12 protein-coding genes are annotated in these 13693 nt (G+C 52.5%); 8 read left to right on the forward strand and 4 right to left on the reverse strand.

Annotated features, from left to right (window positions below):
• The 8 genes from IO95_RS03190 to IO95_RS03225 form a co-directional block, all read left to right on the forward strand.
• Positions 1-265 (forward strand): chorismate-binding protein (locus IO95_RS03190; RefSeq protein WP_037383808.1); only part of this gene is annotated, 265 nt, incomplete at its 5' end.
• 262 nt (positions 266-527) lie between these two features.
• Entirely contained in the window at positions 528-2201 is a 1674-nt protein-coding gene (gene menD / locus IO95_RS03195; protein WP_023491358.1) for a 2-succinyl-5-enolpyruvyl-6-hydroxy-3-cyclohexene-1-carboxylic-acid synthase, read from the forward strand.
• Positions 2201-2998, forward strand: coding sequence for a 2-succinyl-6-hydroxy-2,4-cyclohexadiene-1-carboxylate synthase (menH, locus tag IO95_RS03200; protein WP_023491359.1), 798 nt, complete (start codon positions 2201-2203; stop codon positions 2996-2998). The genes menD and menH overlap by 1 nt, the downstream gene beginning before the upstream one ends.
• A complete protein-coding gene (gene menB / locus IO95_RS03205) occupies positions 2982-3839 on the forward strand; it encodes a 1,4-dihydroxy-2-naphthoyl-CoA synthase (RefSeq protein WP_023491361.1) in 858 nt (285 codons plus the stop codon). The genes menH and menB overlap by 17 nt, the downstream gene beginning before the upstream one ends.
• Entirely contained in the window at positions 3839-4822 is a 984-nt protein-coding gene (menC, locus tag IO95_RS03210) for an o-succinylbenzoate synthase (protein WP_023491362.1), read from the forward strand. Before menB ends, menC begins: the two co-directional genes overlap by 1 nt.
• Complete coding sequence (gene menE, locus IO95_RS03215; RefSeq protein WP_023491364.1) at positions 4810-6213, forward strand: o-succinylbenzoate--CoA ligase; 1404 nt, start codon at positions 4810-4812, stop codon at positions 6211-6213. The genes menC and menE overlap by 13 nt, the downstream gene beginning before the upstream one ends.
• Before the next feature lie 210 nt (positions 6214-6423).
• On the forward strand, positions 6424-6966 hold the full coding sequence (locus IO95_RS03220; RefSeq protein ID WP_023491366.1) for a YfaZ family outer membrane protein: 543 nt from the start codon (positions 6424-6426) through the stop codon (positions 6964-6966).
• 331 nt (positions 6967-7297) lie between these two features.
• Complete coding sequence (locus IO95_RS03225; RefSeq protein ID WP_023491368.1) at positions 7298-8494, forward strand: nicotinamide mononucleotide deamidase-related protein YfaY; 1197 nt, start codon at positions 7298-7300, stop codon at positions 8492-8494.
• A 27-nt stretch (positions 8495-8521) separates the two neighbouring features.
• Here the strand turns inward: IO95_RS03225 and yfaE are convergent, their stop codons facing one another.
• The 4 genes from yfaE to ubiG form a co-directional block, all read right to left on the reverse strand.
• Positions 8522-8782, reverse strand: coding sequence for a class I ribonucleotide reductase maintenance protein YfaE (gene yfaE / locus IO95_RS03230; protein ID WP_023491370.1), 261 nt, complete (start codon positions 8780-8782; stop codon positions 8522-8524).
• Positions 8783-9913, reverse strand: a complete 1131-nt coding sequence (gene nrdB / locus IO95_RS03235; RefSeq protein WP_023491371.1) for a class Ia ribonucleoside-diphosphate reductase subunit beta — start codon at positions 9911-9913, stop codon at positions 8783-8785.
• 175 nt (positions 9914-10088) lie between these two features.
• A complete protein-coding gene (gene nrdA, locus IO95_RS03240; RefSeq protein WP_023491373.1) occupies positions 10089-12374 on the reverse strand; it encodes a class 1a ribonucleoside-diphosphate reductase subunit alpha in 2286 nt (761 codons plus the stop codon).
• Between the two features lie 419 nt (positions 12375-12793).
• A complete protein-coding gene (ubiG, locus tag IO95_RS03245) occupies positions 12794-13519 on the reverse strand; it encodes a bifunctional 2-polyprenyl-6-hydroxyphenol methylase/3-demethylubiquinol 3-O-methyltransferase UbiG (protein WP_023491374.1) in 726 nt (241 codons plus the stop codon).
• Between the last annotated feature and the right edge of the window lie 174 nt (positions 13520-13693).

Below are 13693 nucleotides of genomic sequence, written 5' to 3' on the forward strand. Positions count from 1 at the left end.
CTTGCCTCGCCAGGCGGCGCGTGATTTTATTCGCCAGCACGAGCCGTTCTCGCGCCATTGGTATGCGGGGTCTGCGGGCTATCTTTGCGCCACGCAAGCCGAATTTTGTGTGGCGCTGCGCTCTTGCCAGATTGAGGGGGCCGAGGTGCAATTATACGCCGGGGCCGGGATTGTTGCCGGGTCAGATCCTGAACTGGAGTGGCAAGAGGTTGAAAGTAAAGCAGCAGGTTTGCGCACATTATTGCAACCGGAGTTAAACGGTTGAGGTGTATAATTCGCAACGACTGTTTGGGGCATATGACCTTGCCCGGTTGACCTCAAGAGCCGTGCCGAATTGTGCTACCGGTGGGCGTGATGCAAGTTAGCTGACCGTTGAGCGCAAGGGCGCGCGATACGAGCCCCCAGGGAGGGGTTCACGGCGTGTCGGTGTTCTGCATCATGCCTACTTTCCTGAACTGAAAAGGGGAACGGTATTAAGCGCAGCTAGTTAGGTTACATCGCCTCTTTTATTGACTTGTGAGCGAATTATGTCGACAAGTGTTTTTAATCGCCAGTGGGCCACGTTATTGTTGGAAGCGCTCGCCCGCCATGGGGTGCAGCATGTCTGTATCGCTCCTGGGTCACGTTCGACACCACTGACACTGGCGGCGGCGGCAAATCCTGCTTTTGTCTGCCATACCCATTTTGATGAGCGGGGCTTGGGCCATCTGGCGCTGGGCCTGGCAAAAGCCTCCCGTCAACCGGTCGCGGTGATCGTCACCTCAGGGACTGCGGCGGCCAATCTCTATCCTGCGTTGATCGAAGCCGGGCTCACTGGCGAACGGCTAGTATTTCTGACTGCAGACCGACCGCCAGAACTGATTGACTGTGGTGCCAATCAAGCTATTCGTCAACATGGCCTCTATGCCAGCCATCCTACCCTCAGTATTGATTTACCCCGCCCCAGCCCGGATATTCCGGCTCGTTGGCTGGTGTCGACGCTCGATAGTGCCATGGCACGTCTATTACAGGGCGCGTTGCATATTAACTGCCCGTTTGCTGAACCGCTGTATGGCGATGATGGGCAGCAGTACCATGAATGGTCGGCGGCACTGGGTGATTGGTGGCGGGCGTCGCATCCCTGGTTGCGTGAAATGGACCATCATCAGGTATTAAAACAAGAGGATTGGCTTCTCTGGCGGCAAAAACGTGGCGTGGTGATCGCCGGGCGAATGAGTGCCGAAGAGGGGGTACGCCTGGCTGAATGGGCCGAGAGGCTGGGCTGGCCACTGATTGGTGATGTGCTGTCGCAAACCGGCCAACCGTTGCCTGGTGCCGATTTGTGGTTGGCCAAACCACAAGCCCGCCATTTACTGGCAAAGGCACAATTGGTGGTGCAGTTTGGTAGCAGCCTGACGGGTAAACGGTTATTACAATGGCAGGCGAACTGCCAGCCAGAAGAGTTCTGGTTGATTGATTCGCTGCCTGGTCGTCTGGATCCTTCACATCATCGTGGTCGCCGTATTCGCTCCCGCGTGGCTGAATGGCTTGAGTTGCACCCGGCTCAAGGGTGTGCACCCTGGGCGGGTGAGTTGGCGACCTTGGCGCAGCAAGCCTTTCAGGTCAGCGCGGAATATCTGCATAACCGTTTTGGTGAAGCACAATTGGCCCAGCGCCTGCCCGAGCTATTAGCCGAAAATGGCCAATTGTTTGTTGGCAATAGCCTGATTGTTCGCTTGATCGATGCATTAAGCCAATTACCCGCCGGTTACCCGGTGTTCAGTAATCGTGGTGCCAGTGGCATTGACGGCCTGCTGTCTACCGCAGCAGGGGTACAACGCGCTACCGCCAAACCTACACTGGTGGTGGTGGGGGATATCTCGGCTTTATATGATTTGAATGCGCTGGCGTTATTACGCCAAGACTCGGTACCGATGGTCCTGATAGTGGTGAACAATAACGGTGGGCAGATCTTTTCATTGTTGCCAACACCACCAGCAGAGCGCCAACGTTTTTACTGTATGCCGCAGAATGTGGAGTTCAGCCATGCGGCAGCCATGTTCCAGCTCAGTTATGCCTGCCCGCAAAATTGGTCTCAATTGCAGCAGGCGGTAGAGCAGGCCTGGTGCCACAGCGGGACGACATTAATTGAGTTGCAGGTTGCCTCCAGTGAGGGTGCCGAAACCTTGCAGCACCTGGTACAACTGATGGCGGCTGACTGATGCTGGCCGCGCACGTGTTACAACCAGGCGAAAGCCAGCGCCCATGGCTGGTTTGGCTGCATGGCTTGCTGGGGAACAACAATGAGTGGCGGGTTATTGCTTCCCGTTGCCCGCAGTGGCCCTCACTGGCCATTGACCTGCCCGGTCATGGCGACTCTGTCGGGCAATCTTGCCGCGATTTTGCCGATGTCAGCCAGCAGATCAGCGCGACATTGCAGCAGCACAACATCGAACGTTACTGTTTGGTGGGGTATTCGCTGGGGGGGCGCATTGCCATGTACCATGCTTGCCACGGTGATAGCCGGGGGCAGCAAGGTCTGCTGATTGAAGGGGGCAACCCAGGGTTAAATGATGAAGGCTTGCGTGCGCAACGCCGGGTGCATGATGCCCATTGGGCCCAACGTTTTCGTATTGAGCCCATCAGCCAGGTACTGTCGGATTGGTATCAGCAGCCGGTATTTGCCGGTCTGGATGTTATACACCGCCAAGCCTTGATTGAGGCACGTGCCAATAACCAGGGGCCGGCAGTGGCTGATATGCTGGAGGCCACCTCTCTTGGCTGTCAACCCTGGCTGGTCCCGCAATTACAACAACTGACCATGCCGATAAAAGTGGTATGTGGTGCGGATGATGCTAAGTTCCAAGGGTTGGCCCGAGAGGCTGGCTTGCCATTAGCCACCGTCCCGCAGGCCGGTCATAATGCTCATTTAGCCAACCCGGTGGCCTTTGCCGCCGTGTTAGATGAATTTCTTGATAATCTTGATAATAAAGGAAGCGAACATGCTTTATCCGAATGAAGAGCAACTGTATGCCGCGGTTGAGTGGCAGGATTGTTCTGGCGATTTCGAAGATATCCTGTATCACAAATCCAGTGATGGCATTGCCAAAATCACCATTAACCGCCCGCAAGTGCGTAACGCTTTCCGTCCACTGACGGTAAAAGAGATGATTGAAGCGCTGGCGAATGCCCGTTATGACGATGGGATTGGGACCATCATCCTTACCGGTGCGGGTGATAAAGCCTTCTGTGCCGGGGGTGATCAGAAAGTACGTGGTGATTACGGTGGTTATCGTGATGATAGTGGCGTGCATCACCTGAATGTGCTCGATTTCCAACGCCAGATCCGCACTTGCCCGAAACCGGTGGTGGCGATGGTGGCGGGTTACTCTATCGGCGGTGGTCATGTGCTGCATATGATATGTGACCTGACCATTGCTGCCGATAATGCCATTTTTGGTCAGACAGGGCCGAAAGTGGGCTCCTTTGACGGCGGATGGGGCGCGTCTTATATGGCACGTATTGTGGGCCAGAAGAAAGCGCGTGAGATCTGGTTCCTGTGCCGTCAGTATGATGCCGCTGCCGCACTGGATATGGGGCTGGTCAATACCGTGGTACCGTTGGCGGATTTAGAAAAAGAGACGGTACGCTGGTGTCGTGAGATGTTGCAAAACAGCCCGATGGCACTGCGTTGCCTGAAAGCCGCGCTGAATGCGGACTGTGATGGTCAGGCCGGTTTGCAGGAGCTGGCGGGTAATGCCACCATGCTGTTTTATATGACCGATGAAGGTCAGGAAGGGCGTAACGCATTTAATGAAAAGCGCCAGCCGGACTTCAGCAAATTCAAGCGTAATCCGTAATGACCAATTCAACGCGTATGGCGGCTCTCTATCGCTATAGTGTGCCGATGGAGGCAGGGGTGGTGCTGCGCAATCAGCGCTTGAAAACCCGTGATGGTTTGTTGCTCCACTTGCAGCAAGGGGAGCAACAAGGCTGGGGGGAAATTACCCCCTTGCCGGAGTTCAGTGTCGAAACCTTAGAGCAGGCGCAACAGGCGGCATTAGCTTGGGGGCAAGCGTGGGTGGCGGATCAGTCACCGGCACCCACACTGTGGCCTTCGGTGGCGTTTGGCACCAGTTGCGCGCTGGCTGAGTTGAGCGGGCAGTTGCCACAGCAGGCGGATTACCGCAAGGTACCGCTGTGCAGTGGCGACCCCGATGAATTGTTTGACGTGCTGGCGGCACTGCCCGGTGAGAAAATCGCCAAGGTGAAGGTGGGGCTGTACGAGGCGGTGCGTGATGGCATGGTGGTCAATGTGTTGCTGGAGGCATTGCCGGACCTCAAATTGCGGCTGGATGCCAACCGCAGTTGGACGGCAGCCAAAGCGGACAGTTTTGCCAAATATGTCAATCCGCGGTGGCGTGATCGTATCGCATTTTTGGAAGAACCCTGTAAAACCCGTGATGAATCACGCCATTTCGCCCAATCACAGGGTATTGCCATTGCCTGGGATGAAAGTGTGCGTGAGGCTGACTTTGTGGTGCAGGCCGAACCAGGCGTCGCCGCCATTGTCATCAAACCCACCTTGGTGGGTAGCCTGGAACGTTGCCAAGAGTTAGTAACACAAGCACATCAGGCGGGTTTGGTTGCGGTGATCAGTTCCAGCATTGAGTCCAGCCTGGGGCTCACGCAGTTGGCACGTATTGCCCACTGGTTAACGCCAGACACGGTGCCGGGGTTGGATACACTAAACCTGATGCAGGCACAATTGCTGCGTAGTTGGCCTGACAGCACCTTACCGTTATTGCAGAGCGAGGCTCTGGAGTGTGTATGGCGCAGTTGAATAACTGGCCATGGCGGTATTGGGCAGAACACCGCCCACAGGAGACAGCGCTGCTGGTGCAACAGCAACCGATCAGTTGGTTAATGTTACAACAGCAGGTTGATGCACTGGCTGCTGATTTTCAGCAGCAAGGGGTGCAGCCTGCCTGCGGTGTGGCGCTATGCAGTAAAAACAGTTATCCGTTACTGTTGGCCTATCTGGCCTTGTTGCAATGTGGCGCACGCTTGCTGCCACTTAACCCCGGGTTACCCGCTGCGATGCTGGCACGGTTACTGCCGGATCTGAATATTGCTTTTGTGTTCAGCCCTGACAGTTTGCCCACCTTACCCGCTGAGCTGACTATCTTATCCTCCACGGAAAGGGATGTTGGCCTATGGCAACCCGTACCATGGCAACCTGTACCATGGCAACCACAGCGGCTGGCGACGTTAACCTTGACTTCCGGTTCCAGCGGCCTGCCGAAAGCGGCTGCGCATAGCTATGCCGGGCATTTGGCTTGTGCGCAAGGCGTTTTACAACGGATGGATTTCCAACCATCGGATAGCTGGCTGCTCTCTTTACCGTTGTTTCATGTTTCTGGTCAAGGGATTGTCTGGCGCTGGCTGACAGCCGGGGCACAGTTGGTGCTACGCGAGATGCAACCGTTGGCTGACGCTTTGGCGGGCTGTACTCATGCTTCTCTGGTACCGACGCAGTTATGGCGGTTATTGTCTGCACCTCAAACAGAGCACAGCTTGAAGGAAGTGTTACTCGGCGGGGCGATGATCCCGGTTGAGCTGACCCGGCAAGCGGAGGCGCAGGGGATCCGCTGCTGGTGTGGTTATGGCCTGACGGAATTGGCCTCGACGGTTTGTGCCAAGCGTGCTGATGAATTGCCGGGGGTAGGGTTACCGCTGCACGGGGGCGAGATTCGGCTGGTGGAACAGGAAGTATGGATCCGTTCTGACAGTCTGGCATTGGGGTATTGGTACCAAGGGGCGTTGCTGCCAGTCACCGATGCTGAAGGTTGGTTCCATACCCGTGATCGTGGGGTGATGGCGCAAGGTGAGTTGCGGATTATTGGCCGCTTGGATAACCAGTTCTTCAGTGGTGGCGAAGGGATACAGCCAGAGGAGGTCGAGCGAGTGTTGCTGGCACATCCGCAGATATCCCAGGTATTTATCGTGCCGCTTGATGACCCTGAGTTTGGTCAGCGGCCAGTGGCGGTGGCAGATTGGGCCGGGGAGTTGTCGTTGGATTTATTACTGAACTGGGCACAAGACCAATTGGCAAACTTTCAGCGGCCCATTGCTTTGCTCGCCTTACCCATTGAACTGAAAAATGGCGGGATTAAAATTTCACGCCATCGCTTACAACAGTGGGCTGCCGAGCAATGGCAGCCAACCCGATAAAGCAGTCACGGACATCAGTGATCAGATACTCAGCACTTTCTGTGAGCCGAACTTTGGAAATTAGTGCAAGACCTGTTGAAAGTACACAGCATTTTGTCAAATAACTCGAATGACTTTGAATATATGTCGATTCTATTAAACTTCTTTCATTCTCATTTTCAGGTAACATATTGTCACTTTTGATAATTCAGAGTGAAAAAAGGAACAATTATGAATAAATTTTTAGTCGCGTATGCAGCTGCTTTGCTGTTTGTGACTGGTTCTGCTAATGCCATTGGCGTGAGAGGCGAGGTGGGGCAGGATTATACCCATCTCAGTGCTGGCATGGGGTTGCTTATTCCTGGGTTGGGCGTCAATGGCAACTGGATACGTAGCGACCATGATGGCAGTGTTGGCAGCGTGGGTTTGGATTTCACCTTGCCGTTTTCCCCACTTAAGGCAACGCTGGGGGGCAAAGCGCTCTATCTTAGCCCACAAGAGGGGCGCAGTGGTGCTGCACTGGCTTTAGGCGGGGGGCTGCAATGGAGCCTCAACCGTTACTTTGCACTGTATGGTGAAGGTTATTTTGCTCCTGATGCATTAACCAGCGGTGTCAAAGCTTATAACGAATTCAATGGTGGCTTGCGTTGGAATGTCTTTCAACCGCTGAGTGTTGATGTGGGCTATCGTTATCTCAATCTGCAAGGGAAAGAGGGCAAGCGGGATAATGCGGTAGCCGATGGCCCTTATCTGGGCGTGGGTTTGAACTTCTGATAGCCCGGCAGAGTGTGCGCAGTGGTTTAGGTATAAGCCAGAAATGGGGGCAGAGTCAGCCCCATCTCATTATCCCACCGCAGGGAGGAGGCCGCTGGCAATGCCTAGCTGGATAGCGATGACTGTGATGCCGCAAAAAAACACCAGCGGCGGTGGGCTAGTAACCCCTATCACGGCAACAAATTGTTTACAGTATGTGTAACTTATACCTCTGACTGCCACTGGCATAAACTTGGGTATATAGTAGAGACACCCGTTGTCATTCAAGCTAGCGGGTATTGGCTGTAACCTGAATGAATGGGCTATGGATCTGAACAGCAAGGGGAAATCAATGTTAAGAGTGGAGATGCTCAGTACCGGTGATGAGGTGCTGCACGGGCAAATTATCGATACCAATGCTGCCTGGTTGGCAGATTATCTGTTTCAACAAGGCTTGCCGATGAGTAGCCGTGAAACTGTCGGGGATAGCCTCTCTTCTCTGATTGAAACGCTACAAGAGCGTAGCCATATTGCGGATGTGTTGATAGTGAATGGTGGCTTGGGGCCCACCAGTGATGATCTCAGTGCGCTGGCAGCTGCCAAGGCCTGTGGTGTTGAATTGGTTGAACACCCTGCCTGGATCACCCGTATCGAGGCCTATTTTGCTGAACGAGGCCGGGTGATGGCCGATTCCAACCGTAAGCAGGCACAATTGCCAGCGAATGCTGAAATGCTGGATAACCGTGTGGGTACCGCTTGCGGTTTTGCGCTGAGGTTGAATAAATGCCTGATGTTCTTTACTCCGGGTGTGCCATCTGAGTTTAAGGTGATGGTGAAAGAGCAGATTTTCCCGCGTTTGCAGCAGCAGTTTAGCCTGCCAGAGCCACCGTTATGTTTACGTTTAACGACGTTCGGTACTTCAGAAAGCGACTTGGCAGCAGAATTGGACCCAATATCGTTACCGCCGGATGTGGTGCTGGGGTATCGCTCTTCCAGCCCAATTATTGAGTTAAAGTTGACTGGACCACACCGTCAGCGCGTTGCCATGGAGCAGATATGGCAACGGGTACGAGGCATTGTGGCAGATAATACTATTTATGAAGGAACGGTGGGGTTAGCGGCGCAGTTAGCGCAACGACTGCAGCAACAAGGGATGAAACTGGTGCTGAGTGAGCAATTTACTGCCGGGTTGATCAATCTGCAATTGCAGAGCGAAGCGGCACCTTTGGCGGGAGGGGAGTTACTCCCCGCTGATTGCTACGAGACACTGGAAACCTTGCTGGCACGTGCACAGAGGTTGTCTCAGCTTAGCCATGCACCTTTGGCGTTGGCCGTCAGTGCCATGGAGGGTGAACGGGTGAGTATTGCTTTGCATACGCCCAAGGGCGGCGTGGGCCAGACCGTCAGCTACCGTGTTTCCCGTCATAGCCTGCGTTTGCGGCAGGAATCTGTAGCGATGTTGGCGTTGGATATGCTGCGTCGCTGGCTCAATGAGGACCAAGTTTGCGGTAGACATAACTGGCTGGAAACGGTGGCAATTATCGAGTAACACACTGTATAGGCGGTGTGACGCCGCCTAAATTTCCAGCTCAATATCCATCAAGGGCATACAGCAGCAGGGCAGGATCTCGCCATCATTGACAAAAGCCAGTGGCGCTTGGCGATAGGCGACTTTACCTTTCAGTAACTTCAAGCGGCAGGCACCGCAATAGCCTGATCGGCACTGGTATTCCACCGCGACATCATGTAATTCGAGTATCTCAAGCAGGCAGCTTTCCCCTGCGGCAGCTGAGAGCTGCGCACCACTGGCACGCAGCGTGATGGTTGGGCTGCTCACTTACAGCTCGAAATCACTCAAGTCGTCAGCATTGACTTCTGAGTCAATCTGACCGACCAGATAGGAGCTGACTTCCACTTCCTGCGGAGCCACTTGAACATTATCCGAAACCAGCCAGGCGTTGATCCAGGGGATAGGGTTGGAGCGGGTCTGGAATGGCAGATTTAAGCCAACGGCCTGCATACGGATATTGGTAATATATTCCACATATTGGCACAGAATATCTTTGTTCAAGCCAATCATTGAACCATCACAAAACAGATACTCCGCCCACTCTTTTTCTTGTTCAGCCGCCATGACGAACAGGTCGTAACACTCCTGCTGACACTCTTCAGCGATCTCGACCATCTCTAGGTCATCTGCACCCGAACGCATCAGATTCAATATATGCTGGGTACCAGTCAGATGCAGGGCTTCATCACGGGCAATAAGCTTGATGATCTTGGCATTGCCTTCCATCAATTCACGCTCGGCAAAAGCAAACGAACAGGCGAAACTGACATAGAAACGGATGGCCTCAAGGGCATTGACACTCATCAGGCACAGATACAACTGTTTTTTGATGGCGCGTATATTCACCACAACGGTTTTACCATTAACCTGATGGGTGCCTTCACCCAGCAGATGGTAGTAATTGGTCATCTCAATCAGTTTGTCATAATAGCTGGAGATGTCTTTCGCCCGTTTTTTGATCTCTTCATTGGTCACGATATCGTCAAATACCACTGCCGGATCATTAACGATATTGCGGATGATATGGGTGTAGGAACGTGAGTGAATGGTTTCAGAGAATGACCAGGTTTCCACCCAGGTTTCCAGTTCCGGGATTGAGATCAACGGCAGGAAGGCAATGTTCGGGCTGCGACCCTGGATGGAGTCCAATAGGGTCTGATACTTCAGGTTACTGATAAAAATGTGTTTTTCGTGGGGGGGGAGAGCCTGATAGTCGATACGGTCACGGGAAACGTCAACCTCTTCTGGGCGCCAGAAAAAGGAGAGCTGCTTTTCGATCAACTTTTCGAATATTTCATGCTTTTGCTGATCAAACCGCGCTACGTTGACGGGTTGGCCGAAGAACATTGGCTCAAGTAGCTGATTGTTTTTATTTTGTGAAAATGTGGTGTAAGCCATAAGTTTGGGTCCGTATTCAAGTTGCGGGGGAGTGACCTGGGTCATTCGCCCCCATTGGGGCTGCTACCCGCTGCATTTAAATCTCATCCTTGAGATTTCCCTTTCAGGTAGGCGCGCGCATGGTGGCAGTCAAACCAGTTTCCGGCCGGTTTGCCCCAGTAGGCAATATCAAAAATCAGATTTTGCAGGCGCCGCCTTCACAGTCATCATTACTTTGCGTTGACTGCAAATCTTCCTGAATATCTTCCGCGCCGTCGCGGGTATTTTGATAATACAGTGTTTTTATACCCAGCTTGTAGGTGGTCAGCAGGTCTTTCAACAACTGCTTCATTGGCACCTTGCCAGCTGGGAAACGGGTTGGATCGTAGTTGGTATTGGCCGAAATCGACTGGTCGATGAACTTCTGCATCAAGCCAACCAATTGCAGGTAGCCATCATTATTGGGCATTTCCCACAATAGCTGATAGTCATTTTTCAGACGCTCATACTCAGGAACCACCTGGCGTAAAATACCATCTTTCGACGCCTTGATACTGATATGACCCCGTGGTGGCTCAATGCCGTTGGTGGCATTGGATATTTGTGACGAGGTCTCTGACGGCATCAGTGCCGACAGGGTTGAATTGCGCAGCCCAGTCTGTTTAATCTCTTTACGCAGTGTTTCCCAGTCATAATGCAAAGGTTCGCTGCAAATTGTATCCAGATCTTTCTTATAAGTATCGATTGGCAGAATACCTTTCGCATAGGTAGTTTCATTGAACCATGGGCAAGGCCCTTGCTCTTGCGCCAGGCGGTTCGATGCTTTTAACAGGTAGTACTGAATCGCTTCGAAGGTTCTGTGGGTCAGTGGGTTGGCACTGCCATCAGAATAACGGACCCCATTTTTTGCCAGATAATAGGCAAAGTTGATCACACCGATACCCAGGGTACGCCGCCCCATTGCACCACGGAAGGCCGCTTTGATGGGGTAGTCCTGATAGTCGAGTAGGGCATCAAGTGCGCGCACCGCCAATGTGGCTAACTCTTCCAGATCATCCAGGCTTTCAATCGCCCCAAGGTTGAAGGCTGACAGGGTACAGAGGGCGATCTCACCGTTTTCGTCGTTGATGTCATCCAGTGGTTTGGTTGGCAAGGCGATCTCCAAACAGAGATTCGACTGGCGCACCGGGGCGACCTGCGGATCGAACGGGCTGTGCGTGTTGCAATGATCAACGTTCTGGATATAGATACGGCCCGTTGAAGCACGCTCTTGCATCATCAATGAGAACAGTTCTACTGCTTTGACTCGCTGTTGGCGAATGCTGCTGTCTTTTTCATAACGGGTATAAAGCCGCTCGAATTCATCCTGATCGGCGAAGAACGCATCATATAACCCAGGGACGTCAGAAGGGCTGAACAGGGTAATATCTTCGTTTTTGATCAAACGCTGGTACATCAGGCGGTTGAGTTGTACACCATAATCCATATGACGTACCCGGTTACCCTCAACACCACGGTTGTTCTTCAGTACCAGTAAGCTTTCCACTTCCAGGTGCCACATAGGGTAGAACAGGGTGGCAGCACCGCCACGCACTCCCCCTTGAGAGCAAGATTTCACCGCAGTCTGAAAATGTTTGTAGAACGGGATACAACCAGTGTGAAAAGCCTCACCACCACGGATCGGGCTACCTAAGGCGCGAATACGCCCGGCATTGATACCGATGCCGGCGCGCTGCGAAACATATTTAACGATAGCGCTGGAGGTGGCGTTGATTGAATCCAGGCTGTCACCGCATTCGATCAGGACACAAGAACTGAACTGGCGGGTTGGGGTGCGCACCCCAGACATGATAGGGGTAGGCAGTGAGATCTTGAAGGTGGAAATGGCGTCATAGAAACGTTTTACGTAGTCCAGACGGGTTTCACGTGGATAGCCGGAAAACAGGCAGGCCGCAACCAAAAGATACAAAAACTGCGCGCTTTCGTAAATTTCGCCGCTAACGCGGTTTTGTACCAGATATTTACCTTCCAGCTGTTTAACCGCCGCGTAGGAGAAATTCATATCGCGCCAGTGATCAATAAAGCTATCCATCAGGGCGAATTCTTCTGCGGTATAGTCCGCCAGCAGATGTTTGTCATACTTGCCCATCTCAACCATGCGAACAACGTGGTCATACAGCTTTGGTGGTTCAAACTGACCGTAGGCTTTTTTCCGTAAGTGGAAGATGGCCAGGCGGGCGGCCAGATATTGATAATCAGGGGCGTCACGTGAGATGAGATCCGCCGCCGCCTTGATGATGGTTTCATGAATATCGGCAGTTTTGATGCCATCATAAAACTGAATGTGTGAACGTAACTCTACTTGAGAAACCGAAACGTTGTTTAAACCTTCTGCAGCCCAATCAAGGACCCGGTGGATTTTGTCGAGGTTAATGCGCTCTTTACTGCCATCGCGTTTAGTTACAAGTAGGCTTTGGTTCATTTTTACCTGTCCGTTTGTTTCCCAGAAGCAGGCAGGTCTAGTGCTTTCGCTTAACCTGCAAATACTATATATAGGGGGGAGGAGTCATTAAGATAACAAGATAGTGATAAAAGCGGGAATTTGCAAGTGAACAAAATCGGCTGATTTTGTGAATAACCTGGGGGTGAAATGTGAATGAAGAGGGGGAGTCGTGTAGTGTCAAGGGGTCTAAGCTTGTCAATAGTTTTGTTCGCCTCAGCAAAATGATAACTGTTTGCCGCTTTATTAAACGTTAGAAAAAAACGGTATATTGATCTGCTTTAGTATTCTTAAAAATAATTTGCATGGCTGTTTTTGATCACAGACAGGGGATAACTCGGCATGGTGAGTCACAAACAGACCGGCGTTGGCAAGAGCAACCCCGGTCGCGTCTCTCTTGCTTAACCTTGGTGCTGCGTATGCACCATATAATTCACATCCACATTGCCGCCCAGTTTGAAATGATCAGTCAATGGGTTGTAATGCAGACCGATCATATGTTTTTCGCATAGTACGCTACCATCAAGCCAGCTAATCAGCTCAGAGGGGCGGATAAACTTGCGATGATCGTGTGTCCCCTTCGGTACCATCTTGAGCAGATACTCGGCACCCACAACGGCCAGCAGCCAAGCTTTGACATTACGGTTGATGGTAGAGAAAAAAACATGGCCCCCTGGTTTCACCAGATGCGCGCAGGCTCGCACTACCGAGGAGGGGTCAGGCACGTGTTCCAGCATTTCCATACAGGTGACGATGTCATATTGCTGGTGATGGGCTTGTGCATGGCTCTCTACGGTTTCCTGCACGTAAGTGACCTGGATACCGCTTTCCAACGCATGTAAACGGGCAACCTGCAATGGCTCGAAACCCATATCTAACCCGGTCACCACCGCACCTTCGCGGGCCATACTTTCTGACAGAATGCCCCCACCACAGCCCACATCGAGCACCTTTTGGCCAAAAATACCCCCGGAGCGTTGCATGATATAATCGAGGCGTAGTGGATTGATTCGGTGCAAAGGTTTGAACTCACCTTCCAGGTCCCACCAGCGTGCGGCGACAGCTTCAAATTTAGCGATCTCTTGGTGGTCAACATTTTGGGCGTGATGCGATGAGTGGGCTTTCATAAGTCTTATGGGTTCCTTATCTTTCTCTATAAGGATTATATACCCAAGTGGGGCAAGTTGCAGCCAGCAACTCTACCGCTTGAATGGCGACCAGTATTCCATAATCCTTGCCGCAGCACGGCGGTTGTTAATGGCCGTTATCGCATTTGTCCTGATATTTGCGTTAAACAATGG

The sequence above is a fragment of the Serratia sp. DD3 genome (assembly GCF_000496755.2).

What these genes read in the sequence shown, in the direction of transcription:
- menH (WP_023491359.1), top strand. Translation starts at nt 2,201, where the DNA reads ATGCTGGCCGCGCACGTGTTACAACCAGGCGAAAGCCAGCGCCCATGG.
- menE (WP_023491364.1), top strand. Translation starts at nt 4,810, where the DNA reads ATGGCGCAGTTGAATAACTGGCCATGGCGGTATTGGGCAGAACACCGC.
- ubiG (WP_023491374.1), bottom strand. Translation starts at nt 13,519, where the DNA reads ATGAAAGCCCACTCATCGCATCACGCCCAAAATGTTGACCACCAAGAG.
- menC (WP_023491362.1), top strand. Translation starts at nt 3,839, where the DNA reads ATGACCAATTCAACGCGTATGGCGGCTCTCTATCGCTATAGTGTGCCG.
- IO95_RS03225 (WP_023491368.1), top strand. Translation starts at nt 7,298, where the DNA reads ATGTTAAGAGTGGAGATGCTCAGTACCGGTGATGAGGTGCTGCACGGG.
- menB (WP_023491361.1), top strand. Translation starts at nt 2,982, where the DNA reads ATGCTTTATCCGAATGAAGAGCAACTGTATGCCGCGGTTGAGTGGCAG.
- nrdB (WP_023491371.1), bottom strand. Translation starts at nt 9,913, where the DNA reads ATGGCTTACACCACATTTTCACAAAATAAAAACAATCAGCTACTTGAG.
- IO95_RS03220 (WP_023491366.1), top strand. Translation starts at nt 6,424, where the DNA reads ATGAATAAATTTTTAGTCGCGTATGCAGCTGCTTTGCTGTTTGTGACT.
- nrdA (WP_023491373.1), bottom strand. Translation starts at nt 12,374, where the DNA reads ATGAACCAAAGCCTACTTGTAACTAAACGCGATGGCAGTAAAGAGCGC.
- menD (WP_023491358.1), top strand. Translation starts at nt 528, where the DNA reads ATGTCGACAAGTGTTTTTAATCGCCAGTGGGCCACGTTATTGTTGGAA.